This window comes from Rhizobium sp. GCM10022189, assembly GCF_042656325.1.
Taxonomy (GTDB): Bacteria; Pseudomonadota; Alphaproteobacteria; order Rhizobiales; family Rhizobiaceae; genus Rhizobium.
Map to the genome: position 1 here is coordinate 362,466 of NZ_JBHSOR010000002.1, position 23,091 is coordinate 385,556.

Below are 23,091 nucleotides of genomic sequence, written 5' to 3' on the forward strand. Positions count from 1 at the left end.
ATGAGCGACAGTTTCGTCAGAACCAACATGCTGGCGCAGGAACCGCCGCCGCCCGGGGAAAAGGGCGCCGGAGCCTGGATTCGCCGCAACTTGCTTGCAACGCCCAAGGATATCGTCTTCACCGTGCTGGCCCTGGCCTTTCTCGGCTGGGCGCTGCCGCAGGCCATCAACTGGCTGTTCGTGCAGGCGGTCTGGACGGGTCCGGACCGCACGTTCTGCGCCACGACTGTTCAGGGCGGCATCCAGCCCGACGGCTGGAGCGGAGCCTGCTGGGCCTTCGTCAACGCCAAGTTCGACCAGTTCATCTATGGACGCTATCCGCTCGACGAGCGCTGGCGGCCGACCCTCGTCGGCATTCTCTTCGTGCTCCTGCTCGTGCCGATGCTCATTCCTTCGGTGCCGCGCAAGGGCCTGAACGCGATCCTTCTTTTCATCGTGCTGCCGATCATCTCCTTCGTCCTGCTCTATGGCGGCTTCGGTCTCGAGACGGTCGAAACGCCGCTCTGGGGCGGGTTGATGGTGACGCTGGTTCTCTCCTTCGTCGGCATCGCGGTTTCCTTCCCGGTCGGCATTATCCTGGCGCTCGGAAGACGCTCGCATATGCCTGTCATCCGCATGGTCTGCATCGTCTTCATCGAAGTGGTCCGCGGCGTTCCGCTGATCACGGTGCTGTTCATGGCAAGCGTCGTGCTGCCGCTTTTCCTGCCGGCGGGCTGGACGGTGGACAAGCTGCTGCGCGCGATCGTCGGCGTATCGATCTTCGCCTCCGCCTATATGGCCGAGGTCATTCGCGGCGGTTTGCAGGCTATCCCGAAGGGTCAGTTCGAAGGGGCGGATTCGCTCGGCCTCGGCTATTGGCAGAAGATGCGGCTGATCATCCTGCCGCAGGCGATCAAGCTGGTGATCCCCGGCATCGTCAACACCTTCATCGGCATGTTCAAGGATACGTCGCTGGTGTCGATCATCAGCATGTTCGACCTGCTCGGCATCGTCCGCCTGAACTTCACCGACGCCAATTGGGCAACTGCCGTGACGCCGTTGTCCGGGCTGATTTTCGCCGGCTTTACCTTCTGGCTTTTCTGCTTCGGCATGTCGCGCTATTCAGCATTCATGGAACGTCATCTCGATACCGGCCACAAACGATAAAAAGAGGAACAAGCAATGGCAGAAGCCCAAACGAAAAAGATGACCGTGTCGGCAACCGACGTTGCCGTCGAGATCATCAACATGAACAAGTGGTACGGTGACTTCCACGTGCTCCGCGACATCAACCTGAAGGTCATGCGCGGCGAGCGCATCGTCATCGCCGGCCCGTCCGGTTCCGGCAAGTCGACGATGATCCGCTGCATCAACCGTCTGGAGGAGCATCAGAAGGGCAAGATCATCGTCGATGGCACGGAACTGACCAACGACCTCAAGAAGATCGATGAAGTGCGCCGCGAAGTCGGCATGGTGTTCCAGCACTTCAACCTCTTCCCGCATCTGACCATCCTGGAAAACTGCACGCTGGCGCCGATCTGGGTGCGCAAGATGCCGAAGAAGCAGGCGGAAGAAATCGCCATGCATTTCCTCAAGCGCGTTAAGATCCCCGAGCAGGCCAACAAATATCCGGGTCAGCTGTCGGGCGGCCAGCAGCAGCGCGTGGCGATTGCCCGCTCGCTCTGCATGAACCCGAAAATCATGCTGTTCGATGAGCCGACCTCGGCTCTCGACCCGGAAATGATCAAGGAAGTTCTGGACACGATGGTGGGCCTTGCCGAAGAAGGCATGACCATGCTGTGCGTCACGCACGAAATGGGCTTTGCCCGGCAGGTGGCGAACCGCGTGATCTTCATGGACCAGGGCCAGATCGTCGAGCAGAATTCGCCGGCCGAATTCTTCGACAATCCGCAGCATGAGCGCACCAAGCTGTTCCTCAGCCAGATCCTGCACTGATCGGCAATCTCCGCTTCAAAACCCGCCGGCGGGCTGCCGGCGGGTTTTTCGTGTGCTTCAGCGCGATGCCGTCGAACGCAGCAGGCCGCACAGTCCGGCAAGGCCGGAATCGTAGCCGCCGCCGGCGGTGATATCCCGGCCGAAAATTATCAGTGCCTGCCTCGGAATGAGCGCTTAATCCCAAGAATGAGAACAGCCGGCCTCGTATTTTACAGCAACCCGCTTCAGATCAGTTGCGGCCGTCGTTCGGCCGCGACATTCGCGCCTCCGCGCTGCTGGAAGAGGCGGTCTTGCCGTCGGGCCGGCCGAAACAGGTTGCGCCGAGATGTCCGCCGGCACTGGTCTTCTCTACCTGCCGCTCTGCTTTCCCGCGGATCTCGTCTGAATCGGTCTTGCCCGTTCAGATCTCCCTCGTTGGAACAATGGACGATCGCACAACCTGTGCAGCCCGATAGGGTTCCTTAAACGGCGGCCGCGGCAGGTTGGCACAGGCAACGGCCGGAACCAAAATGAGAGCAAAGACTTTCCTGCCTTGGTTATGACAAAGCCGACGCTATATCCTTCCTGCGATATCCAAAGGAGATTGAAATGAAAAAGATACTCGCAACCACAATCGCCGCAGCCTCGCTGCTTCAGGCCTTCGTCATGGGTGCCAGCGCTGCTGACATGGTACGGGCGGCGCCGCCGGCTGCTCCCGACGTCAGCGGGGGCGTGAAGATCGGCTACCTTAGCTGCGATATCGGCGGCGGCGTCGGCTATGTGCTTGGCTCCTCCAAGCAGATCGATTGCGTCTTCCAGCCGACGAGCAATGCAGAAGCGCCCGAACATTACAGCGGCGCGCTGCGCAAGTTCGGCGTCGATCTTGGCTTCACCACGCGCGGTCGCCTCCTTTGGGCCGTCTTCGCACCGACTGCCGGCTATCATCGCGGCTCCCTGGCCGGCCTCTATCAGGGTGCAACCGCTGAAGCGACGCTGGTCGGCGGCATCGGCACGAACGTGCTCTTTGGCGGCACGTCCGGCTCGATCCATCTGCAGACGATCAGCGTGACCGGCCAGCTTGGCCTCAACCTGGCCGCCACCGGCACGTCGATGACGCTGACGCCCGAGGGCTAAACGGGCAAGGGCCGGCGGCGCCTCGTCATACCGGGTGCGCCGCCGGCCGAACTTTTGCTGCCGATGCAAAGCAGCATTTGACCGCGAACAGCGGCTCACGGTCAGTCACGGCCTCCAGAAAAGTCTGAAAAGATGGCGACCCCTGCAGGACTCGAACCTGCGACCTGCTGCTTAGAAGGCAGCTGCTCTATCCAGTTGAGCTAAGGGGCCGTCTCAATGCCGCGATGGCGCGACACCAGGCATTTCGGCATGCGAGCCGCAAACGGATCAATGCGTCCAGGGCTGCGTGCGGGTATAGCGGAAATTGTCCGGATAAGCGACGACCTGGCGGGCCGGGTCCTTCGGAGCGATGACGCGGTATTCGATGCCGTTGCGCTTGGCATAGGCTTCGGCAAGTTCCTGCGTTTCGAAAGTCAGCTTCAGCTGCTGGCGCATATCGCCAGACGACGTGTAGCCCATGATCGGATCGATCTTGCGCGGCTGCTCCTGATCGAACTCCAGCACCCAGAGATGGGTCTTGGCCTTGCCCGACTGCATTGCGGTCTTGGCCGGACGATAGATCTTAGCAGACATGACTGCGACGCCTCCGATATGCGGGCAAGGCCCGCCTTTCATGACTTAGCCCGTGACAGGGCGCTTCCACACCCAGCATGGCAGGAAGAAGTGAATTTTGCTTATCCGCGAATCCCCGTTTTTTCAAGGGAAAAGCGCCGTTGCCACGGGACCGGCGAATCGGTGAAACCGAATGGCTCGCAGCGCGTTATTGTTGCAGAGCGCACAAGCGCAGCCCTCATTCGCAGCCGGGTGTGGATAAGCGGGCAATCCTGTCAGCCGATCCGAAATGTTTCGGATTGTTGCATGTTTTGATCGCTTTCTAATTGTTATGGCCGGGATAGGCGACTAGGGTGTCTACCAACCGTTGTGACACGGGTGCGAGCTATGAGAACCTCAGCGGAATTTCATGCCATCATGATTGGAGCAAGCATCACTGCGTTTTTCTATGCGGCGATCAGCTATGCCCAATATGTCGGCCTGCTTGCTCAAGGCTGATTGACGGCACGCCTCAGCAGGCGTGCCCTGCCATTTGAACGGCATCGTCACCATCTTGCAGATCGGGGAAACCATTCTGGCCGAGGGATTTCCTGAACGCGAACCGGCCCAGCGGCCCGCATGTCGACGGACCGCGAAACCAGCTTAAATCACGGAAAATATTGGGAAAACAATGGTCGGAGTGGAGAGATTCGAACTCCCGACCCTCTGGTCCCAAACCAGATGCGCTACCAGACTGCGCTACACTCCGAGCCTTTGATGGCAGCGGAAATACACGCTTCCCCCTGCCCTCGCAACCCCATAAATCGGCCTTTGCCGCCAGATTTAACAGGCTTACTTTGCCTTTCTCGTCGTCGTGGCGCTGACGAGACGATCGCCGGGGCGGATGTTGAGCTTGCGGGCGATGCCGGCATTCAACTCGACCACATAGCGGACCTCACCCATCGAATCGATTATGTCGCGGGAAAAAGGTGTGGCGTCTTCCTTGATATGGGTGATGATGCCCCTGTCGTCCGCAAAGAGCATGTCGAGCGGCAGCACGGTATTTTCCATCCACATGGTGACGCGCCGCGATACGCCGAAATCGAAGATCATGCCGGCATCCTCGGCCATCGCCTTGCGGAACATCAGCCCGTAAGCGCGCTGGTCGCCGGTGGCGGCGATCTCGACGGTGAAATGCAGCATCTTGCCGGCAGCCGTCTGGATGATCAGCGGCTCCTTGTCGAAGTGCATGTCCTGCTGCGCAAATGCCGGCAGGGCGATCATGAAAAAAAGCGCCATGAAGGCGCTTCTCATCATCTCCACAGAGAACAGGCTGCGCATCAGTGAGACCGGCCGACCGGGCTCGGAACGTCAGGATGGATTTCCGCGGCCATCAGGCCCTTCTCGCCGTCGCCGAAGCGCACCAGCACCACCTGGCCGGGCCGCAGTTCCGTGAGGCCGAAGCGGCGCAGCGTTTCCATATGCACGAAAATGTCTTCCGTGCCTTCGCCGCGCGTCAGGAACCCGAAGCCCTTGGTGCGGTTGAACCACTTTACAAGCGCGCGTTCGAGGCCGCTCGTTGCCGTGACCTGCACGTGGGTGCGAACCGGCGGCATCTGCGAGGGGTGGACCGCAGTCGACTGATCCATGGAAAGGATCTTGAAGGCCTGGAAGCCGCGCTCGCGGCGCTGGATTAGAGCGACGATGCGTGTGCCCTCGAGGATGGTCTGGTAGCCGTCGCGGCGAAGGCAGGTCACGTGCAGCAGCACATCCTGCATGCCATTATCGGGAACGATGAAGCCAAAGCCCTTGGCCACGTCGAACCATTTCACCACGCCGGTGATTTCAACGAGGTCAACCGGTTCCCCCGACAACTCTTCAAGGTCGGTAAAGCCATTCGGTGAAATCCTGTCAGCCATGTCGCCAGCCCCTCAATACGCGTCACACTGTTACGGTTAACTGATTCTTGAAATCAAGATTAACATCTTGGTAACGGATAAGCGCAAGTCCTAGTTTTCGGTTATTCCCAACTGTACATTTTATCGCGATGACTTGCCCGAAACTGGCGTCTGTTACTCCAGATGGGCTAGCCTAAATAGAGAGAGGAAACACAATGCGTTATCTCCACACCATGGTTCGCGTCAAAGACCTCGACGCTTCCCTCCATTTCTACACCACACTCTTCGGACTCGAGGAAATCCGCCGCCATGAGAACGAGAAGGGCCGCTTTACGCTCGTTTTCCTGGCTGCTCGCGATGATCTCGACCGCGCCCGCAGCGAAAAAGCCCCCTGCCTGGAGCTCACTTATAACTGGGACACGGAAGATTATACCGGAGGACGCAATTTCGGTCACCTCGCCTATGAGGTGGATGATATCTACGCGATCTGCCAGAAGCTGATGGATAACGGCATAATCATCAATCGCCCGCCGCGTGACGGCAATATGGCCTTCGTCCGTTCGCCCGACGGCATCTCGATCGAGATCCTGCAGAAGGGCGAAAGACTGGCCCCGGCCGAGCCGTGGCTGTCCATGGGCAATACCGGCACCTGGTAAGCCAAGCTGCAGGCAAGCTTCACGAGGCATTCTCCGGCTCCATCGTAACGGAAGCGCGCTTTCGGGCGCCTTCCGCATTCACCGGAGACTTCTCGGTTGACCAGAAACAACAAGCGCATTGCCCCTCCGAGCCGGCAGGCCGTCGGTGCTTTGCTGATCGCCAGCTCCATCCTGGCGCTTTCCGGCTGCGTCTCCGACAAGAAGGCGCTTGATTCGGCCGCCGTCTCCACACCGGCTGCGGAAGGGCAGCCGGCACCGCGGCTGGCGGCGGCAATGCCCGCCGCATCGTCGAGCGCGCCGAAACAGCCCTATCGCGATCCGATGCTGACCAATGTCTCCGGCGTCGATCCGCAGGTGGCGGCGCAGGATGCAAATGCGGCAGCGGTCGCTCCGCCCGCCGATCCGGCGATGCAACAGCAGCAGCCGGCCAATATTGGCGGCCTCGTCATGCAGTCGACGCGAATCAATGCGCAGGCGATGAGCATCTTTTCCGATCATCAGCCGCAGGCGCAGAACAATTCGACCTCGACGATCATCCAGCCGCAGGGCGCGAACGCCTACGCGCCGCAGAATGCCGGCCCGCGATCGAGCGTGTTCAGCGCGCCGCCCGAGCCGCAGCAGGGCGAGATGCTGCCGCAGCAATCGTCGCAGAATACCAGCACGAAGCTCGCGCCCGTGCAGACCGCCTCGCTTACCGGCAGCAGCATTCCGGGATCGACGATGAATGCCCTCTACAGCGCGCCGAAGCAGAACCTGCTCGGCAGCCTTTCCGGGCTCCTGCAGAAAGCGTCGCTGCCTGGCATGACGCGCATCGCGCCGAACGGCCTGCATGTGCAGAACGATGGCGTCCAGGTCGGCTGCTTCAAGCCCGATCTCATGCGGGTCATCAAGACGGTGGAGACGCATTTCGGCAAGCCGGTCGTCGTCACCTCGGGCTACCGCGATCCACAGCACAACCGCGAAGTGGGCGGGGCCGAGGAATCGATGCACAAGAGCTGCGAAGCCGCCGATATCCAGATCGACGGCGTCAGCAAATGGGATGTCGCCGAATATATCCGGTCGCTCCCGAACCGCGGCGGCGTCGGCACCTATTGCCACACAGACTCGGTCCATCTGGACACGGGCAATGCCCGCGACTGGAACTGGGGCTGCGGCCGCAAGCGCGCGCCGATTGCTTCGGCGAGAGCGATCTGACCTCGAAGGCATGCAAACCTGACGCTGCGCAAGCGGTCTGCGCCCGGTTTTCGGCGGCCGCCGCAGCCCTTTGATTCGGCTGCAATAATCCTCATTTTCCACAGACGGAAACCGTCTGTCATTTTTTTGAAAAATTTCGATTTTGCCGCTTGCGGGATCGGAAGTGCCTGACTATAAGGGCGCCACCACAGCACGCGCCCTTCGTCTATCGGTTAGGACGACAGATTTTCATTCTGTAAAGAGGGGTTCGACTCCCCTAGGGCGTGCCACTTCCTTCTTTCAATTTCGCATCTCCTTACCGCTTGCCGAACGCGTTGTGCTTTCCTATTTGAGCTGAAAGCCTGCGCCCTTCGTCTATCGGTTAGGACGACAGATTCTCATTCTGTAAAGAGGGGTTCGACTCCCCTAGGGCGTACCAGCATCAGCCGACATTTTCCCTAGAGCAAGATTGTCCGGCTCACGGTCGGCGAGCAGTGAACGGATCCGTGACGGCACCGAATACGGGCAATGAAGCCGCCATTTCCGGCTTTTCCACAAGCCCAGAAAAAAACTGCATAATCCTATAAAATTTTCTCATTTTGCCGCTTGCGGTGTACAAAAGTGCTGACTATAAGGGCGCCACCACAGAGCACGCGCCCTTCGTCTATCGGTTAGGACGACAGATTTTCATTCTGTAAAGAGGGGTTCGACTCCCCTAGGGCGTGCCACTCTCCTTCATTATCCTCATGTTTTTCATAGAGTTGCGTTTGCAGATCCCGACGGGCAAAAATCGTCGGCAAGAGAAGCGCGCGCCCGTTTCCTCTGCCGCCGGCCATCGGCACGATCGCGGGCGGCGTATCGCCAGCCCCTGCCTGCCTTCACGGAAAATCAGCGCTTTCCCGACCGCAGCCTCGCCTTCGGCCGGTCACTTGGCCGGCGCGGCATCGCTGATGCGTAGCTGGATCCTGCGCGAGCCCTGATAATGCTCTGCGCCGAGCGAGCCTGCGACATGCAGGTTGGCGCCGCGGGAATTGAGCAGCAGGTTGCCGAGCGGGGTCTCGGCAGCCCTGAAGGCGATGCCGTCGAGGCGCGCGCCGTCCATGGCCTCCAAGGTCACTTTCACATGGCGCTCGCCGACCAGGCGCGAATCGCGCACCCGGTGCGCCGGGACGGCAAAGACCGGCTGGGAATGTCCCGAACCATACGGTCCTGCCGTTTCCAGACGGTCGATGAGATCGATCGTCGCGCCGCTTGCCGCAATCGCGCCATCGATCTTCAGCGTTTCATTGGCGACAAGGGCCGACACCGTCTTCTGCGCCTTCTCGGTGAAGAAAGCTCTGAGAAGGCCGAGCTTGCCGCGCTCGACGGTCAGACCGGCTGCCATGGCGTGGCCGCCGCCTTTCACCAGCAGCCCTTCGTCGACCGCCGCGCGCACCATCCGGCCCATGTCGAAGCCGTTGATCGACCGGCCCGAGCCGGTCCCCCGGCCCGACGGGTCGAAGGCGATGGCGAAGGCGGGCCGCTTGAACCTCTCCTTCAGGCGCGCGGCAATAAGGCCGACAATACCGGGGTGCCATTTCTCATGCGCGGTGACGATGACGGAAGCCCCCTCGCCGTCTCCATACTCCGCGAACGCTTCGGCCTCGGCCTCCTGCAGCATGGCCGCTTCCATGGCCTGCCGCTCGCGGTTGAGTTCGTCCAGCCTTTGGGCGATGGCTTCGGCCTCTACGGGATCATCCAGCGTCAGCAGGCGGCTTCCGAGCGCCGCGTCGCCGATCCGCCCGCCGGCATTGATGCGCGGGCCGATCAGGAAACCGAAATGGTAGGGCGTCACCGGCCCTGCCAGGCCCGCCTTGCGGAACAGCGCCGCAAGGCCGGCATTGCTCTGGTGGCGCGCGGCAACCAGTCCCTTGACCACGTAGGCGCGGTTGAGCCCCTTGAGGGGCACCACGTCGCAGACGGTCGCGAGCGCCACGATGTCCAGCCACTGCAGGAGGTCGATCGCGAGAATGCGCTTGTCTCCCGCCTCGCGCAGCAGGCGCAGCGTTGCCACCAGCACCATGAAGACGACGCCGGCCGCACAGAGATGCCCCAGCCCGGACAGGTCGTCCTCACGATTCGGATTGACAAGAGAATGGCAGGGCGGCAGCTCGTGCGTTACCTGATGGTGGTCGATGACCACGACATCGATGTTGCGGTCGGCGGCGGCCGCCAGCGCCTCATGACTGGTGGAGCCGCAATCGACGGTTACGATCAGGCGCGCGCCGTTGTCGATCAGCTGATTGATGGCGGTCGGATTGGGGCCGTAACCTTCGAAGATGCGATCGGGAATATAGATATGCGCCTTGACACCGAAATGGGTCAGGAAGCGATACATCAGCGCGGAAGAGGCCGCACCATCGACGTCGTAATCGCCGAAGATCGCGACCGGCTCACCCTTGCGGATCGCTTCCGCCAGGCGCCTGGCGGCCTTCTCGCAGTCGGTCAGCCTGTAGGGATCAGGCATGAGGCTGCGGATCGTCGGATCGAGAAATTCGACAGCTTCATCCACCGTCACCCCGCGTCCGGCAAGCACGCGGGCGATGAGATCCGGCAGGCCGTGCATCTGCGACATGGCAAGGGCGCGGTTCTGCCCCGCCTGATCGAGGCGCGAAACCCAGCGATTGTCGAGAACGGATCTTTCGACGCCCAGAAAGGCGCGCGGTACCGGATCGACCTGATCTGCCATGCCAAACTCCGCTTTCATCATCTGCCCTTTTTACAGATGCGGAACGGATAGCAAAGCGCTTGATTTCAGGCCTGTGGATTACCAGAAAATTGCCCAGATAACCAAGCCGATAAGCAGCAGCTGGACGAAGAGGACCGAGAGCAGGATCAGCAGCGTGGCCCAATTTCGCCCCTGTCGCGGCTCGCATTCAAGGGCGGCTCCAGGCGCCGTCGGTTCAGATTTCGGCGAACTCGCCCGAGGGTTCTCGAGCTCGATCACTACGTCCTGCGTCTGCTCGATCTTCCTCAACCCGCGACTCCAACGGCTCCCGGATTGATTATATCGATATCCGCATATCTGTTAATATGAATTTTGGTGAAGTGCTTTGATTAATAACAGAAAACCCGCCCGAGAGGCCCCGGGCGGGCTGATCTGTTCCAATCTGGAACAAATGTCAGGATTCTTCCTTGGGACGCTCGATGCGGATCACCTGCGGTTCACCAACCAGATAGCCCTCTTCCTTGATCGCGGCGACGGCCTTGCGCACTGAGTCTTCCATCGTCGCGTGGGTAACGAGGATGATCGTCTGGTGATGCGAGGGCGCCAGATGCTGCTTGGAGCGCTGGACGATCGATTCGAGAGAAATGTGGTTTTCGGCCATGCGGGTTGCGACGCTGGCGAAGACGCCGGTGCGGTCGAGAACGGTCAGGCGGATGAAATAGCCGCCCTCATGGCTCTGGATCTGCGCCTTGCGATAGGGTTCCAGCGATTTTGCCGGATGGCCGAGAACCGGAACGCGCTGGGCGCCCGGCTGGCTCTTGGCAATGTCGGCGATATCGCCAAGCACCGAAGAGGCCGTAGCGTTGCCGCCGGCACCGGGGCCGACCATCAGGAGTTCGCCGAGAATATCGGATTCGATCGCGACCGCGTTGGTGACGCCATCGACCTGGGCGATGACGGAATCGACCGGCACCATGGTCGGATGCACGCGCTGTTCGATGCCCGTATCCGTGCGCTGGGCAACGCCGAGCAGCTTGATGCGGTAGCCGAGATCGGCGGCAGCGCGGATATCCTCGATCGAGATATTGGTGATGCCTTCGAGATAGATATCGTCGGCAGCGATCCTGTTGCCGAAGGCAAGCGTCGTCAGGATCGACAGCTTGTGGGCCGTGTCGTTGCCTTCGATGTCGAAAGCCGGATCGGCTTCGGCATAACCGAGGCGCTGGGCTTCCTTCAGGCAATCGGCAAAGGACAGGCCTTCCTTCTCCATCTTGGTCAAGATGTAGTTGCAGGTGCCGTTCATGATGCCGTAGACGCGCGAGATCGTGTTGCCCGTCAGGGATTCGCGCAGCGCCTTGATGACCGGGATGCCGCCGGCAACGGCCGCTTCGAAGTTGAGCAGCGAGCCTTTTTCCTCGGCGATCGCCGCAAGCTCGACACCGTGATAGGCAAGCAGCGCCTTGTTGGCTGTCACCACATGGAGACCGCGCGAAAGAGCGGCGCGAACGGCCTTGTTGGCGGCTCCCTCGGCGCCGCCGATCAGCTCGACGAAGACGTCGATATCGGCCTTTTCGGCCAGTTCGTCCGGGCGTTCGTACCAGGCGATGCCGGCCAGATCGATGCCGCGGTCCTTCGTTCGGTCGCGGGCCGAAACTGCCGTAATCGTAATCGGGCGTCCGCAGGTGACTGCAAGTTCGTTGCTCTTCTGCCTGATGATGCGAACAAGCGAGGCACCGACGGTACCCAAGCCCGCAATGCCGATTTTAAGGGCATCTGCCATGGATCGATCCTGAAATGTCTGGTGAAAGACAGCCGCAGATCTTGCGGCTGTCTTCGCGGTTGGAATTAACGGTGGGCGTTGAGCGAGATGACGTTGTGCATCGTCTCGTCTGCCGTCGACATGAACTTCTTGATGTTGCGCGCAGCCTGGCGGATGCGGTGTTCGTTCTCGACCAGCGCCAGACGAACGTAGTCATCGCCCTGTTCTCCGAAGCCGATGCCCGGGGCAACGGCAACGTCTGCCTTCTCGACCAGGAGCTTGGAAAATTCCAGCGAACCGAGATGACGGAACTTTTCCGGGATCTTCGCCCAGGCAAACATGGTTGCGGCCGGCGGCGGCACTTCGAAGCCGGCCTTGCCGAAGCTTTCGACCATGACGTCGCGGCGGCGCTTGTAGACGTTGCGGACTTCCGCGATGTCGGAACCATCGCCATTCAGCGCATGGGTCGCCGCGACCTGGATCGGCGTGAAGGCACCATAATCCAGGTAGGACTTCACACGCGTCAGGGCCGCAATCAGCCGTTCGTTGCCGACTGCAAAGCCCATGCGCCAGCCCGGCATGGAGAAGGTCTTGGACATGGAGGTGAATTCGACCGTCACATCCATTGCGCCCGGAACCTGCAGGACCGACGGTGGCGGCTCGCCATCGAAATAGATTTCCGAATAGGCAAGGTCGGAAAGCACGATGATGTCGTGCTTCTTCGCAAAGGCCACGACCTCCTTATAGAAGTCGAGGGTTGCCACGAAGGCCGTCGGGTTCGACGGATAGTTCAGGATCAGCGCCAGCGGCTTCGGGATCGAATGGCGCACGGCGCGCTCGAGCGGCGGGAAGAAGCTGTCGTCCGGCTCGACCGACATGGAGCGGATCACGCCGCCGGCCATCAGGAAGCCGAAGGCATGGATCGGGTAGGTCGGGTTCGGGCAGAGGATGACGTCGCCCGGCGCGGTGATGGCCTGCGCCATATTGGCGAAGCCTTCCTTGGAGCCGAGGGTGGCGACCACCTGCGTGTCGGGGTTCAGCTTCACGCCGAATCGGCGGGCGTAATAGGCAGCCTGGGCGCGGCGCAGGCCGGGAATGCCCTTGGAGGACGAGTAGCGGTGGGTGCGCGGGTCCTGGACGACTTCGCAAAGCTTGTCGACGATCGCCTGGGGGGTCGGAAGGTCAGGGTTTCCCATGCCGAGATCGATGATGTCGGCCCCGCCCGCTCGCGCGCTCGCTTTCAAACGGTTGACCTGTTCGAAAACGTAGGGCGGCAAACGCCGGACTTTGTGAAACTCTTCCATCTCTTTCCCCATGGAAATGCGGCCAACCTGACCGCTGTCGAAGCTCGTTCCGTCTCCCGGCATCTGCGATACGAGCTTCAGACTCGCAGCGCCGTATTCCTCTTGAACTCAAGCTGCGCGGCAAATCTTTGACGGAGAGGCCGCGCATGAAGCGCATTATCGGGAAAATTGCATCTTCCGATCCATCCGGAAGGCTTTGCGTCCAAATCGCCTGAAAGGCAAGGCTTATTTGGAGATTTCGGAGAGCGTTTCGGCCCCGTGTTCGGCGGCCAGTTTCCGCATCTCGGCAACGCGGCGCTGATACTCCGCCTCCGTGATCGCGCCGGCCTGGCGCTTGGCGGTCAGGGCCGTCAGCTGATGCTGCAGTTCGGCCGCCTGTTCGTCGCTCATCTGCACGTTGGCGGCCGTCAGCGGCGCGCCGAAGGACGGGTAGCCGTCCTTGCTCTTGGCCAGGCCGCCTTCGACGGGCTCGCCCTTGGAGGCCGGCATTACAACGGCTGTCGGCGCGGCCATGCGCCGGGCGAAGGCCTGCTTCTCCTCGGCGGTCTTGTTGCATCCGGCAAGGGCGATGGCCATGGCCGCAGCCGCCGCGCAGAGTGCTGCCGTGCGGGTGAAGGTCGCGATATGCCCAATGCCTGTCGTCGTCATGCCTGATGATCCAATCCTGCCTGCTTCGACTGTTAAATTCGTCGCAGCGACAAAGCAATAGCATGAGAGCGAACGTGCGGAACTTGTTTTCTTCATCGACGCAGATGTACAACGAACAAACAATGGATGCTGCCGCCGGAGGAAATGCGTGACCGACAGCAAACAGGAGAATGGTGCCAAGCTGGGTTTCGACGCCAAGGATCTCGATCCCTATCTCCTGAAGGATCCCGAGGCCATGGCGATGAACTTCGCGCGTGCGCTCGAAAATCTCGGCAAGGCGGCGTCTGCATGGCTTGGCCCGCGCGAGCGCGGCGAAATCTCCGATACGGTCGTCGAACCCGTCACCGACATGGTGAAGACGCTTTCCAGGGTCACGGAATACTGGATTTCCGATCCGCGCCGGACGTTTGAGGCGCAAACCCAGCTGATGACCTCCTTCTTCGGCATCTGGATGCGCTCGATGCAGCGTATGCAGGGCGAGACGATCGAGCAGGAGGCCGAGCGCAAGGACAAGCGCTTCGCAGACGCGGACTGGCAGAGGAACCCCTTCTTCGAATTTCTAAAGCAGGTCTATTTCGTGACCGCCGACTGGGCCGAAAAGCTCGTGGCCGAGACCGAGGGACTGGACGAGCACACGAAACACAAGGCCGGCTTCTATGTGAAGCAGATCACGGCCGCGCTTTCGCCCACCAATTTCGTCGTCACCAATCCGCAGATCTACCGCGAGACGATCGCGACCAGCGGCGAAAACCTCGTGCGCGGCATGAAAATGCTCGCCGAGGACATCATCGCCGGGCGCGGCGAACTCAGGCTGCGCCAGACCGACATGACCAAATTCGCAGTCGGCCGCGACATGGCGCTGACGCTGGGCAAGGTGATCGCCCAGAACGAGATCTGCCAGATCATCCAGTACGAAGCTTCCACGGAAACCGTGCTGAAACGGCCGCTGCTGATCTGCCCGCCCTGGATCAACAAATTCTACATTCTCGACCTCAACCCGCAGAAATCCTTCATCAAATGGTGCGTGGACCAGGGGCACACGGTTTTCGTCATTTCCTGGGTCAACCCGGACAGCCGCCACGCATCGAAGGACTGGACGGCTTACGCAAGGGAAGGCGTTGATTTCGCGCTGGAAACCGTCGAGAAGGCGACCGGCGAGAAGGAGGTCAACGCCATCGGCTATTGCGTGGGCGGCACGCTGCTGGCGGCAACCCTTGCCCTGCACGCCAAGGAGAAGAACAAGCGCATCAAGAGCGCGACGCTCTTCACTACCCAGGTGGATTTCACTCATGCCGGCGACCTGAAGGTCTTTGTCGACGAGGAGCAGCTGCAGGCGCTGGAAGCGCATATGCAGGAGCTTGGCTATCTCGACGGTTCGCGCATGTCGACGGCCTTCAACATGCTGCGGGCGAGCGAGCTCATCTGGCCCTATTTCGTCAACAACTACCTGAAGGGCCAGGAGCCCCTGCCCTTCGACCTGTTGTTCTGGAACGCCGATTCGACCCGCATGGCGGCGGCCAACCATGCCTTCTACCTGCGCAACTGCTATCTCAGGAACGCCCTGACCAAGGATGAGATGATCCTCGACGGCAAGACCCTGTCGCTGAAGGACATCAAGATCCCGATCTATAATCTTGCAACCCGCGAGGATCACATCGCGCCGGCGAAATCCGTTTTCCTCGGCAGCCGGTTTTTCGGCGGCAAGGTACAGTTCGTCGTTGCCGGCTCCGGCCATATTGCCGGGGTCGTCAATCCGCCCGACAAGCACAAGTACCAGTTCTGGACCGGCGGACCGGCCAAGGGCGACTATGATGCATGGCTTGCCAAGGCAAAGGAGACGGCCGGCTCCTGGTGGCCGCACTGGCACGCCTGGATCGAGGCGCAGAACGGCGAGCGCGTGGCTGCCCGCAAGGTGGGCGGGGCAGCCCTCAACGCGATCGAAGAAGCTCCCGGCAGTTACGTCATGGCCCGCAGCTGACGGCAGGAAACCCTGCCGGCAAGCCATGTCGCACCGGACGGCGACACGCAGACGAGGCGAGCCTTCGAAAAACAGCTGCCCCTAAAATATTGCGTCTCTTTTCGCGACAATCGAAGCAGAGCCCCGCATCCGTAAACCAATTGGAAACCATAGTTCGTCATCCTTAAGAAACGGTCGCATGTCGCGGACAGGCCAAAATTCGGCCTTTTTGGGCAGTTAGCGGCTCCGGCAAAGATCAAGTAGCCAGTGCTGCCGGCCTGCGTAGCGTGTTTGGAAGACGAGTAGAGTATGGCGTTTGCGGTAGGGACGTTCAATAACGTCGCCCCTTTTGGCGGATCCCCTGTTCGTTCGGGAAGATCTCGCGGTTTTCTTGCCGGCATCGCAATCGCCGGGCTCCTGACCTCCACCTGGCTGATCGGTACTGTCGCGACGATGCAATCCGTGTCGATGCCGTTTTCCTCGCAGAAGGAAATGGCCGAAGTCACGGCAGCGCCAAGGCCAGCACCTGTTGCCGCCACGCGTGAGCGTCTCATCCATGTGAACAAGGCTTCACGCCTTGCGGCATTCGATGCCAAGCCGGTTGTGCCTTTGACGGCGCAGTTGATCCAGTCGCATGCAGAGAAGACATCGGCGGCCTCGAATGCGGTCCTGGCGCTTGCGAAGACCAATCGTCTTGCCGTTGCCGTCGCACAGGTTCAGCCGGTTGCCGTCTCCGACAATCCGCGCTTCAGCAAGGAAGATGCCATCAAGGCGACACCGCCGGCCGTCGAAACCGCTTCCGCCGTCTCCGACGAGGACGATGCCGACCGGATCATCATTCCGTCGAAGGAGGTTGTCGCTGCCGCCGAGATGCCGGCGATGCTCGCCCTGGCCGATGCCGGGGCACGCGTGACACCTGCTCCGATCGAACCGGCGCCGGTCAACCGCGCCACCGCTCCTGTCGCCGATCAGCCCGTCGACGTTGCCGAGGTGGACGATGGCTCCCAGCCTTTCGATCTGGTTCTCGCGCCCGATGAGGATTCCATACCGCTGCCGATGGCGCGGCCCGACGGGCTCGTCGGCAAACCTGCCCCGGCCTCCAAGGGGGCGCCTCGCGCTGCCGAGCCGGTGCTTGCCTATGCCAAGCCGAACTCGCCGATCGAGGATGACGACGACGATGCCGTGCCGCGCTATGACAAGCCGGTCTTTACGCCGCGCCTGCGGGCCGGCGTCGCCATCTACGATATCGAAAACAGCACGGTCTATCTGCCGAATGGCGAACGCCTGGAGGCCCATTCCGGCCTCGGCAAGATGCGTGACAATCCGCGTTTCGTGAACCAGAAGATGCGCGGACCGACGCCGCCGCACACCTATAACCTGACGATGCGCGAGGCGCTGTTCCACGGCGTGGAAGCCATTCGCCTGACGCCGGTACAAGGCTCGGAAGCGATCTTCAACCGTGTCGGCCTGCTGGCGCATACCTATATGCTCGGCCGGAACGGCGATTCCAACGGTTGCGTTTCCTTCAAGGATTACAAGCGCTTCCTCGCCGCCTACAAACGCGGCGATATCAGGCAGCTCGTCGTCGTGCCGCGGCTGAACAACAAGCCGTCATCGACGCTCGCCTCGCTCTTCTCCTCACGCACCTAAAGATTGGCCGCAAGGAAATCGGCAAGCGAGCGGCTCTCCGCCGAGAGCCGCGGCCTTCCCCCGACAAGGGCAAGTTCGGAGGCTGGCTGCGGATCGAAGCCGTCCGCCGCTCCAAGCCGGCGATGTTCAGGCAGGACGGCATCCGACGGAAGCAGGCTGATGCCGAGGCCTGACGCGACCGCCGCCTGGACACCCATCAGGCCTTGGCTCGTATAGGCGATGCGCCAGCGCCATCCGCTGCGTTCGACAAAGCGGATGGCCCTCTCCCTGTAGATGCAGCCGACGGGAAAAACCGCGAGCGGGACAGGCTCGCCCCGAACCGGCCGGCTCATGCTCTCGACCCAGACCAGTTCCTCCTTCCAGCTCGCCAGACAGCCGCCGTCGCCCGGCTCGCGCTTGATCAGCGCAAGGTCGATCTCGCCGGCGTCCAGAAGGCGGCGAAGCTCGACGCTCCAGCCGCTGACCGTATCGAGCCTTATATGCGGAGAGGCGGCCGCAAAGCCCGACAGCAGATCGATAAGCCTGCGGCCGGCAAAATCCTCGGGAACACCGAGCCTGACGGTCTTGGGTGCAGCCGGCTTGCGCATGATTTCCATCGCCTCTTCGGCCGTTGCCAACAGGCGCCGCGCATAGCTGAGCAGAACCTCGCCCTCCTCCGTCGTCTGGACGCTGCCCGTCGATTTCTCCCGCAGAAGCAGGCTGTGGCCGATATTGGCTTCGAGTTTTTTGATCTGCTGGCTGACGGTGGACTGGGTGAGATGAATGCGCTCGGCCGCGCGCGTGAAACCGCCGGTGTCGATGACGGCCGCGAAAGTCCGGAGAAGATCGAGATCGAAGGCGAAGCTCATTCGATTTTCCAATGCTGATGATTTCGACATTTAATTTTTCAATGGCCCGTTTCTTTGTCAACATGCGGCAAATCATGGAGACGAGAGATGACGCTTCCCGGAAACCGGCCGACCTGGCTGACCTTCGATTGTTACGGCACGCTGATCCAATGGGACGAAGGCCTGCTGGCCGCCATGGATGCGATCCTGTCGGCCAAGGGCGGCGACATCGACCAGCCCGCCTTCATTGCCGTTTACGACCGATACGAACATCAGCTGGAAGGACAGCGGCCGCACCGTTCCTTCAAGCAGGTGACGGCGCTCGCGCTGGAACTGGCGATGAAGGAATTCGGCCTGAATTTCGACAGCGCCGATGGCGACCTCCTGACCTCCTCGATCGGCCGGATGCCGCCCTTCCCGGAAGTCGTCGAAACGCTCGGCAGGCTCAAGGCCGCCGGCTTCAAGCTGGCCGTCATCTCCAATACTGACGATGCGATCATCGCCGGCAATATCGCGCAGCTTGGCGGTTTCGTCGACCGGGTGATAACCGCCGAGCAGGCACAAGCCTACAAGCCGTCCGCACAGATCTTCCGGCATGCCTGGAAAACGCTCGGCATCGGCATGGATGATCTCATGCATATCTGCGCCAGCCCGCATCTCGACCTTGCCGCCGCCCGCGAACTCGGTTTTCGTGCGATCTGGGTGGATCGCGGCACCGGGCGCAAACCGCTCAGCGACTACCGCCCAAACGAGATCGTGCCGACGCTGGACAGGGTCCCCGGCCTGTTTGCGGCGAAGGGCTGGATATAATTCATTGGAGGCGAGACATGGCTCATGAACTGAACCTGGCGAAGGGACAGCCGGCGATATTGCGCAATCTGCCGCTCGATACGGACGAGATCCGGCAGGCCCGCGTCGATCTGGCCGCATGCCTGAGAATGGCGGCACGGCTCGGCCTCGAAGAAGGCATCTGCAACCATTTTTCCGCGGTCGTGCCCGGCCATCCCGATCTCTTTCTCGTCAACAGGCTTGGCTGGGCATTTCAGGAAGCCACGGCCTCATCGCTGCTGATCTGCGATTTCGAGGGAAATGTCGTGGCCGGCGATGGCGTGCCCGAGGCCACCGCCTTCTTCATCCATGCCCGTCTGCACAGGATGTCGCCGCGCGTCGGAGCCGCCTTTCACACCCATATGCCGAACGCGACGGCGCTCAGCATGATCGAAGGCGATCCTTTCGTCTGGGCCGGGCAGACGGCCCTGAAATTCTACGGGCGCGTCGCCGTCGACGAGAATTATAACGGTCTGGCGCTCGATGAGCGCGAGGGCGACAGGATTGCCGCCGTGCTCGGCGACAAGGACATCCTGTTCATGAAGAACCACGGCGTCATGGTCTGCGCGCCCAATATCGCGGAAGCCTGGGACGATCTCTATTACCTGGAACGTGCGGCAGAGGTTCAGCTGAAGGCGATGAGCAGCGGACGTCCGCTGATCCCCGTTCCCGCCGACATCGCCGCACAAGCGGCCAGACAGATGCGCGAAGGCGATCCGGAAAGCGCACGGCTGCATCTGGAAAGCGTCCGGCGTGTCCTCGACCGGCAGGCGCCGGAATACAAGAACTAGGAACCTCTATTTCAGCCAGGCGCCGATGCGCTCCAGCGCTTCGGTGATTTCGGCTTCCGAACCGGCATAGGACATGCGCAGGGTGCGCGGTCCCTCCACCGGATCGAAATCGAGGCCGGGAGTTGCCGCGACATTGATCTGCGCCAGCATGCGGCGGGCAAAATCCATGCTGTCGTTGGTGAAGCGCGAGACATCGACATAGGCGTAGAAGGCGCCATCCATGGGCGACGCCGGCTCAAGGCCGATCTTCGGCAGCCGGTCGAGCAGCAGCTCGCGATTGGCGGCATAACTTGCCTTGACGCGATCCAGCTCCTCGCTCGCGCCGAGCGCTGCGGTCGCTGCGATCTGGGAAAGTTCCGGCGGAGAGATGTAGAGGCTCTGGGCAACACGCTCGATCGGGCGCACCAGCCGTTCGGGCAGCACCATCCAGCCGATCCGCCAGCCGGTCATGCAGTAATATTTGGAGAAGGAGTTGATGACGATCGCCTCGTCCGTCAGTTCCAGTGCGCTGGTCTCTTCGCCCGCGAAGGTCAGGCCGTGATAGATCTCGTCGGAAATGAAGGCGATGTCGTTGGCGTCGCAATAGGCAGCCAGCGCTTTCAGGCCCTCGCGGCCGGTTACGGTACCGGTCGGATTTGCCGGACTTGCAAGCAGCACGCCCTTCAGCTTCACGCGTTTTTCCTGCTGGATTGCTTCAAGGCTTTCGGGCGTCAGAGTGAAATGGGTCTCGGCCGTAACCGGCACTTCGACGACATTGAGGCCAAGCGCGCCGAGGATGTTGCGGTAGGCGGGATAGCCCGGCCGGGCAATGGCAACCGCATCGCCGGCATCGAAGAGCGACAGGAAGGCGAGATTGAAGGCGGCCGACGAGCCCGTGGTGATGGCGATGCGGGCGGGATCGATCTCCAGACCGTGGCGGTCGCGATAATGCCAGGCAAGCGCATGTTTCAGCCGCGCCGTGCCCAAGGCATCGGTATAGCCGATGCGCCCTTCGGCGAGCGCCGTGCGGGCGGCTTCGAGAGCCGCCTGCGGCGCGGGGTGCGAGGGCTGGCCGACAGCCATGGAGATGACGGGGTGGCCGCCCGCACGCCGTTTCGTCGCTTCAGCCAGAACGTCCATGGCGTGGAACGGCTCGACTTCGCTGCGTTTGGAGATGGAAAACACGATCACTTCCTGCCTGACTTCAACTGACGGCCAGACAATTGCCGCAATAATCCGCTCATCACAATCCCGCGAGGGCCTGGATCGGGGGAAATTTCCTGTTTGATGGCGGCCCGAGGCGCCGTAATTTGATACGACGCTCCAAGCCCATTTACCCGGCGATGCTATTTTCCGCTTCGAAAATCCATCAGCCGACGACGAGGATATCATGGCCTTCTTCCCCAAAACGCTTACTGCGCTGGCGCTTGCAGCCTCCATCACCCTTCCGGTTCAGGCATTTGCGCTCGACGACCAGCAGAAGAAGGAACTGGGTGAGTTCATCAAACAGTATCTGATCGAAAATCCGGAGATCATGCTCGACGTGCAGGACGCGCTGCAGAAGAAGCAGCAGATGGCCCAGCAGGTGAAGGCCACCATGGCCATCGAAAACAACAATGGCGGCATCTTCGATTCCAAGGATGACGTGACCCTCGGCAACCCCAAGGGCGACGTCACCGTCGTCGAGTTCTTCGACTACAACTGCACCTATTGCCGCCACGCCCTGCCCGACATGCAGGCGCTCCTGAAAAAGGACCGGAACGTCCGCTTCGTGCTGAAGGAATTCCCGATCCTTGGGCCGGATTCGGTTGCGGCGCACCGCGTTGCCGATGCCTTCCGGCGGCTTGCGCCTGAAAAATATGGCGATTTCCACGTCGCGATGCTGAGCAGCGATGGCCGCGCCTCGGAGGACACGGCAATGCAGGTCGCCGCCGCCCTCGGCGTCAGCGAAGACAAGATCCGGGCGGAGATGAAAAAGAGCCCGAACGACGATATCGTGCAGGCGACCTATCAGCTCGCCGCCAATCTCGGCATCAGCGGTACGCCGTCCTATGTGATCGGCAACGAAATGGTGCCCGGCGCCGTCGGCATCGACGATCTCGAAGCCAAGGTGAAGAATATGCGGGCCTGCGGCAAGACAAGCTGCTGAATACACGCTCATCAAATAGCCTGAATCAAAGCGTTTCAGCCATGTGGACAAACATGGCGCGACGTCCCCTGCCGATTCTGTAAGGGCTTTCAATAAGCCCGCGTGGAGTCTATAGGTGGCGCTCGCGCATTCCCGTGCCTTGTGGCCAAAAGGCTGGCGCAGGACGTGATGAATACAATGAACCGCGTAACGGTTGCCCGGTCCAGAGAGGATCGGGAGCCGAAGCGCCAAACGGAACATTCGATGACGCAAACGATTTTTGTCCTGAACGGACCCAACCTGAATATGCTGGGCAAGCGAGAGCCTGGCATCTATGGCGGCAAGACGCTCAAGGACATAGAGGCGGACTGCAAGGCTGCAGGCCGCGAACTCGGGTTCGACATCGATTTCCGCCAAAGCAATCACGAAGGCACGCTGGTGGACTGGTTCCACGAAGCGGATGAAAAGGCCGCCGGCGTTGCCATCAATGCAGGCGCCTATACGCATACGTCGGTCGCTCTGCATGATGCGATCCGCGCCATTTCCATTCCCGTCATCGAACTCCACATATCCAACGTGCATGCACGGGAAGAATTCCGCCACAAGTCGATGATCGCGCCGGCATGCAAGGGCGTGATCTGCGGCTTCGGGCCTCACAGCTACATCCTGGCGCTGCAAGCGCTGAAGAACATCACAGCATAAGAAGAAGACAGGGTAACACTCATGGCTGAAAAGAAATCCGGTATCGATCAGGCTCTGATCCGCGATCTCGCCAACATTCTCAAGGACACGGATCTGACCGAGATCGAGGTCGAACAGGAAGACCTGCGCATCCGCGTTTCGCGCGCCGGCACGACCCAGTACATCCAGGCGCCGATCGCAGCTCCTGCCTATGCGGCACCTGCCGCTGCAGCCGCAGCCCCGGTCGCGGCCGCCGCCGCCCCGGCTGCCGTTGCCGGCCGCAACCCGGCCAATACGGTCAACGCGCCGATGGTGGGCACCGCCTACATGGCGCCGGCACCGGGCGCGCGCGCCTTCATCGAAATCGGCGCGACCGTCAAGGAAGGCCAGACGCTGCTCATCATCGAAGCGATGAAGACGATGAACCAGATTCCTTCGCCGAAGTCCGGCAAGGTCACGGAAATCCTCGTCGAAGACGGCATGCCCGTCGAATACGGTCAGGCGCTCGTCGTCATCGAATAAGGCT

23 protein-coding genes and 5 tRNA genes are annotated in these 23,091 nt (G+C 61.2%); 15 read left to right on the top strand and 13 right to left on the bottom strand.

Going from position 1 to position 23,091, the window contains the following annotated elements:
- The 3 genes from ACFPWW_RS01960 (at position 1) to ACFPWW_RS01970 (ending at position 3,048) form a co-directional block, all read left to right on the top strand.
- Entirely contained in the window at positions 1–1,146 is a 1,146-nt protein-coding gene (locus ACFPWW_RS01960) for an amino acid ABC transporter permease (protein WP_112568102.1), read from the top strand.
- Between the two features lie 15 nt (positions 1,147–1,161).
- Entirely contained in the window at positions 1,162–1,935 is a 774-nt protein-coding gene (locus ACFPWW_RS01965) for an amino acid ABC transporter ATP-binding protein (protein ID WP_112568104.1), read from the top strand.
- Between the two features lie 588 nt (positions 1,936–2,523).
- Positions 2,524–3,048 (top strand): DUF992 domain-containing protein, encoded by a 525-nt coding sequence (locus ACFPWW_RS01970; RefSeq protein WP_112568108.1) that lies wholly within the window; start codon positions 2,524–2,526, stop codon positions 3,046–3,048.
- Between the two features lie 133 nt (positions 3,049–3,181).
- On the opposite strand, the gene ACFPWW_RS01975 is transcribed toward ACFPWW_RS01970, so the two are convergent.
- The 6 genes from ACFPWW_RS01975 to ACFPWW_RS02000 all read right to left on the bottom strand — a co-directional run bounded on the left by ACFPWW_RS01975 (position 3,182) and on the right by ACFPWW_RS02000 (position 5,498).
- Positions 3,182–3,258 (bottom strand) — tRNA-Arg (locus ACFPWW_RS01975).
- A 57-nt stretch (positions 3,259–3,315) separates the two neighbouring features.
- Positions 3,316–3,621 carry an ETC complex I subunit gene (locus tag ACFPWW_RS01980; protein WP_112568114.1) on the bottom strand — a complete coding sequence of 102 codons (306 nt, stop codon included), beginning with the start codon at positions 3,619–3,621 and terminating at the stop codon, positions 3,316–3,318.
- Between the two features lie 375 nt (positions 3,622–3,996).
- Positions 3,997–4,173, bottom strand: a complete 177-nt coding sequence (locus ACFPWW_RS01985) for a hypothetical protein (RefSeq protein WP_162702961.1) — start codon at positions 4,171–4,173, stop codon at positions 3,997–3,999.
- A 98-nt stretch (positions 4,174–4,271) separates the two neighbouring features.
- Positions 4,272–4,348, bottom strand: a tRNA-Pro gene (locus tag ACFPWW_RS01990).
- Between the two features lie 83 nt (positions 4,349–4,431).
- Complete coding sequence (locus ACFPWW_RS01995) at positions 4,432–4,920, bottom strand: DUF192 domain-containing protein (protein ID WP_377310092.1); 489 nt, start codon at positions 4,918–4,920, stop codon at positions 4,432–4,434.
- The gene (locus tag ACFPWW_RS02000; RefSeq protein WP_112568118.1) at positions 4,920–5,498 is read right to left on the bottom strand and encodes a cold-shock protein; all 579 of its coding nucleotides are present in this window, start codon (positions 5,496–5,498) and stop codon (positions 4,920–4,922) included. Before ACFPWW_RS02000 ends, ACFPWW_RS01995 begins: the two co-directional genes overlap by 1 nt.
- A 194-nt stretch (positions 5,499–5,692) precedes the next feature.
- On the opposite strand from ACFPWW_RS02000, the gene gloA reads away from it, so the two are divergent.
- From gloA to ACFPWW_RS02025, 5 genes are all read left to right on the top strand, one after another.
- The gene (gloA, locus tag ACFPWW_RS02005; protein ID WP_112568120.1) at positions 5,693–6,133 is read left to right on the top strand and encodes a lactoylglutathione lyase; all 441 of its coding nucleotides are present in this window, start codon (positions 5,693–5,695) and stop codon (positions 6,131–6,133) included.
- A 96-nt stretch (positions 6,134–6,229) separates the two neighbouring features.
- Positions 6,230–7,327, top strand: coding sequence for a YcbK family protein (locus ACFPWW_RS02010; protein WP_377310094.1), 1,098 nt, complete (start codon positions 6,230–6,232; stop codon positions 7,325–7,327).
- Positions 7,328–7,521: 194 nt separating this feature from the next.
- Positions 7,522–7,596: transfer RNA gene (locus ACFPWW_RS02015), tRNA-Glu, on the top strand.
- A gap of 74 nt (positions 7,597–7,670) precedes the next feature.
- Positions 7,671–7,745: transfer RNA gene (locus ACFPWW_RS02020), tRNA-Glu, on the top strand.
- A gap of 214 nt (positions 7,746–7,959) precedes the next feature.
- Positions 7,960–8,034 (top strand) — tRNA-Glu (locus ACFPWW_RS02025).
- Between the two features lie 197 nt (positions 8,035–8,231).
- Here the strand turns inward: ACFPWW_RS02025 and recJ are convergent.
- From recJ to ACFPWW_RS02050, 5 genes are all read right to left on the bottom strand, one after another.
- Positions 8,232–10,034: a single-stranded-DNA-specific exonuclease RecJ gene (recJ, locus tag ACFPWW_RS02030; RefSeq protein WP_112704962.1), complete on the bottom strand. Its 1,803-nt coding sequence runs from the start codon at positions 10,032–10,034 to the stop codon at positions 8,232–8,234.
- 78 nt (positions 10,035–10,112) lie between these two features.
- Entirely contained in the window at positions 10,113–10,322 is a 210-nt protein-coding gene (locus ACFPWW_RS02035; protein ID WP_112754351.1) for a hypothetical protein, read from the bottom strand.
- A 145-nt stretch (positions 10,323–10,467) separates the two neighbouring features.
- On the bottom strand, positions 10,468–11,793 hold the full coding sequence (locus ACFPWW_RS02040; RefSeq protein ID WP_112568126.1) for a homoserine dehydrogenase: 1,326 nt from the start codon (positions 11,791–11,793) through the stop codon (positions 10,468–10,470).
- A gap of 65 nt (positions 11,794–11,858) precedes the next feature.
- Positions 11,859–13,076, bottom strand: a complete 1,218-nt coding sequence (locus tag ACFPWW_RS02045) for an LL-diaminopimelate aminotransferase (RefSeq protein ID WP_112568128.1) — start codon at positions 13,074–13,076, stop codon at positions 11,859–11,861.
- A 225-nt stretch (positions 13,077–13,301) separates the two neighbouring features.
- Complete coding sequence (locus tag ACFPWW_RS02050) at positions 13,302–13,724, bottom strand: hypothetical protein (protein WP_112568130.1); 423 nt, start codon at positions 13,722–13,724, stop codon at positions 13,302–13,304.
- Positions 13,725–13,872: 148 nt separating this feature from the next.
- On the opposite strand from ACFPWW_RS02050, the gene phaC reads away from it, so the two are divergent.
- Both phaC and ACFPWW_RS02060 read left to right on the top strand, forming a co-directional pair.
- Entirely contained in the window at positions 13,873–15,702 is a 1,830-nt protein-coding gene (phaC, locus tag ACFPWW_RS02055; RefSeq protein WP_377310098.1) for a class I poly(R)-hydroxyalkanoic acid synthase, read from the top strand.
- Between the two features lie 288 nt (positions 15,703–15,990).
- Positions 15,991–17,331, top strand: coding sequence for a tlde1 domain-containing protein (locus ACFPWW_RS02060; protein ID WP_377310099.1), 1,341 nt, complete (start codon positions 15,991–15,993; stop codon positions 17,329–17,331).
- Here ACFPWW_RS02060 and ACFPWW_RS02065 read toward each other — a convergent pair.
- Positions 17,328–18,179, bottom strand: coding sequence for a LysR substrate-binding domain-containing protein (locus ACFPWW_RS02065; RefSeq protein WP_377310100.1), 852 nt, complete (start codon positions 18,177–18,179; stop codon positions 17,328–17,330). The genes ACFPWW_RS02060 and ACFPWW_RS02065 overlap by 4 nt on opposite strands.
- Before the next feature lie 87 nt (positions 18,180–18,266).
- Here ACFPWW_RS02065 and ACFPWW_RS02070 point away from each other — a divergent pair, with 87 nt between their 5' ends.
- Both ACFPWW_RS02070 and ACFPWW_RS02075 read left to right on the top strand, forming a co-directional pair.
- Complete coding sequence (locus ACFPWW_RS02070; RefSeq protein WP_377310101.1) at positions 18,267–18,968, top strand: haloacid dehalogenase type II; 702 nt, start codon at positions 18,267–18,269, stop codon at positions 18,966–18,968.
- Between the two features lie 17 nt (positions 18,969–18,985).
- On the top strand, positions 18,986–19,777 hold the full coding sequence (locus ACFPWW_RS02075; RefSeq protein ID WP_112704873.1) for an aldolase: 792 nt from the start codon (positions 18,986–18,988) through the stop codon (positions 19,775–19,777).
- A gap of 6 nt (positions 19,778–19,783) precedes the next feature.
- Here the strand turns inward: ACFPWW_RS02075 and ACFPWW_RS02080 are convergent, their stop codons facing one another.
- A complete protein-coding gene (locus ACFPWW_RS02080) occupies positions 19,784–20,941 on the bottom strand; it encodes a pyridoxal phosphate-dependent aminotransferase (protein WP_377310102.1) in 1,158 nt (385 codons plus the stop codon).
- Positions 20,942–21,146: 205 nt separating this feature from the next.
- Between ACFPWW_RS02080 and ACFPWW_RS02085 the strand changes: the two genes are divergently transcribed.
- The 3 genes from ACFPWW_RS02085 (at position 21,147) to accB (ending at position 23,087) form a co-directional block, all read left to right on the top strand.
- On the top strand, positions 21,147–21,905 hold the full coding sequence (locus ACFPWW_RS02085) for a DsbA family protein (RefSeq protein WP_112568142.1): 759 nt from the start codon (positions 21,147–21,149) through the stop codon (positions 21,903–21,905).
- Between the two features lie 243 nt (positions 21,906–22,148).
- On the top strand, positions 22,149–22,586 hold the full coding sequence (gene aroQ, locus ACFPWW_RS02090; protein ID WP_003578965.1) for a type II 3-dehydroquinate dehydratase: 438 nt from the start codon (positions 22,149–22,151) through the stop codon (positions 22,584–22,586).
- Between the two features lie 21 nt (positions 22,587–22,607).
- The gene (gene accB, locus ACFPWW_RS02095; RefSeq protein ID WP_112568144.1) at positions 22,608–23,087 is read left to right on the top strand and encodes an acetyl-CoA carboxylase biotin carboxyl carrier protein; all 480 of its coding nucleotides are present in this window, start codon (positions 22,608–22,610) and stop codon (positions 23,085–23,087) included.
- The last annotated feature ends 4 nt before the right edge of the window (positions 23,088–23,091 follow it).

Coding starts and splice junctions, on each gene's coding strand:
- ACFPWW_RS01960 (WP_112568102.1), top strand. CDS start 1: ATGAGCGACAGTTTCGTCAGAACCAACATGCTGGCGCAGGAACCGCCG.
- ACFPWW_RS01965 (WP_112568104.1), top strand. CDS start 1,162: ATGGCAGAAGCCCAAACGAAAAAGATGACCGTGTCGGCAACCGACGTT.
- ACFPWW_RS01970 (WP_112568108.1), top strand. CDS start 2,524: ATGAAAAAGATACTCGCAACCACAATCGCCGCAGCCTCGCTGCTTCAG.
- ACFPWW_RS01980 (WP_112568114.1), bottom strand. CDS start 3,621: ATGTCTGCTAAGATCTATCGTCCGGCCAAGACCGCAATGCAGTCGGGC.
- ACFPWW_RS01985 (WP_162702961.1), bottom strand. CDS start 4,173: ATGGTTTCCCCGATCTGCAAGATGGTGACGATGCCGTTCAAATGGCAG.
- ACFPWW_RS01995 (WP_377310092.1), bottom strand. CDS start 4,920: ATGCGCAGCCTGTTCTCTGTGGAGATGATGAGAAGCGCCTTCATGGCG.
- ACFPWW_RS02000 (WP_112568118.1), bottom strand. CDS start 5,498: ATGGCTGACAGGATTTCACCGAATGGCTTTACCGACCTTGAAGAGTTG.
- gloA (WP_112568120.1), top strand. CDS start 5,693: ATGCGTTATCTCCACACCATGGTTCGCGTCAAAGACCTCGACGCTTCC.
- recJ (WP_112704962.1), bottom strand. CDS start 10,034: ATGGCAGATCAGGTCGATCCGGTACCGCGCGCCTTTCTGGGCGTCGAA.
- ACFPWW_RS02040 (WP_112568126.1), bottom strand. CDS start 11,793: ATGGCAGATGCCCTTAAAATCGGCATTGCGGGCTTGGGTACCGTCGGT.
- ACFPWW_RS02045 (WP_112568128.1), bottom strand. CDS start 13,076: ATGGAAGAGTTTCACAAAGTCCGGCGTTTGCCGCCCTACGTTTTCGAA.
- ACFPWW_RS02050 (WP_112568130.1), bottom strand. CDS start 13,724: ATGACGACGACAGGCATTGGGCATATCGCGACCTTCACCCGCACGGCA.
- ACFPWW_RS02060 (WP_377310099.1), top strand. CDS start 15,991: ATGGCGTTTGCGGTAGGGACGTTCAATAACGTCGCCCCTTTTGGCGGA.
- ACFPWW_RS02065 (WP_377310100.1), bottom strand. CDS start 18,179: ATGAGCTTCGCCTTCGATCTCGATCTTCTCCGGACTTTCGCGGCCGTC.
- ACFPWW_RS02070 (WP_377310101.1), top strand. CDS start 18,267: ATGACGCTTCCCGGAAACCGGCCGACCTGGCTGACCTTCGATTGTTAC.
- ACFPWW_RS02075 (WP_112704873.1), top strand. CDS start 18,986: ATGGCTCATGAACTGAACCTGGCGAAGGGACAGCCGGCGATATTGCGC.
- ACFPWW_RS02085 (WP_112568142.1), top strand. CDS start 21,147: ATGGCCTTCTTCCCCAAAACGCTTACTGCGCTGGCGCTTGCAGCCTCC.
- aroQ (WP_003578965.1), top strand. CDS start 22,149: ATGACGCAAACGATTTTTGTCCTGAACGGACCCAACCTGAATATGCTG.
- accB (WP_112568144.1), top strand. CDS start 22,608: ATGGCTGAAAAGAAATCCGGTATCGATCAGGCTCTGATCCGCGATCTC.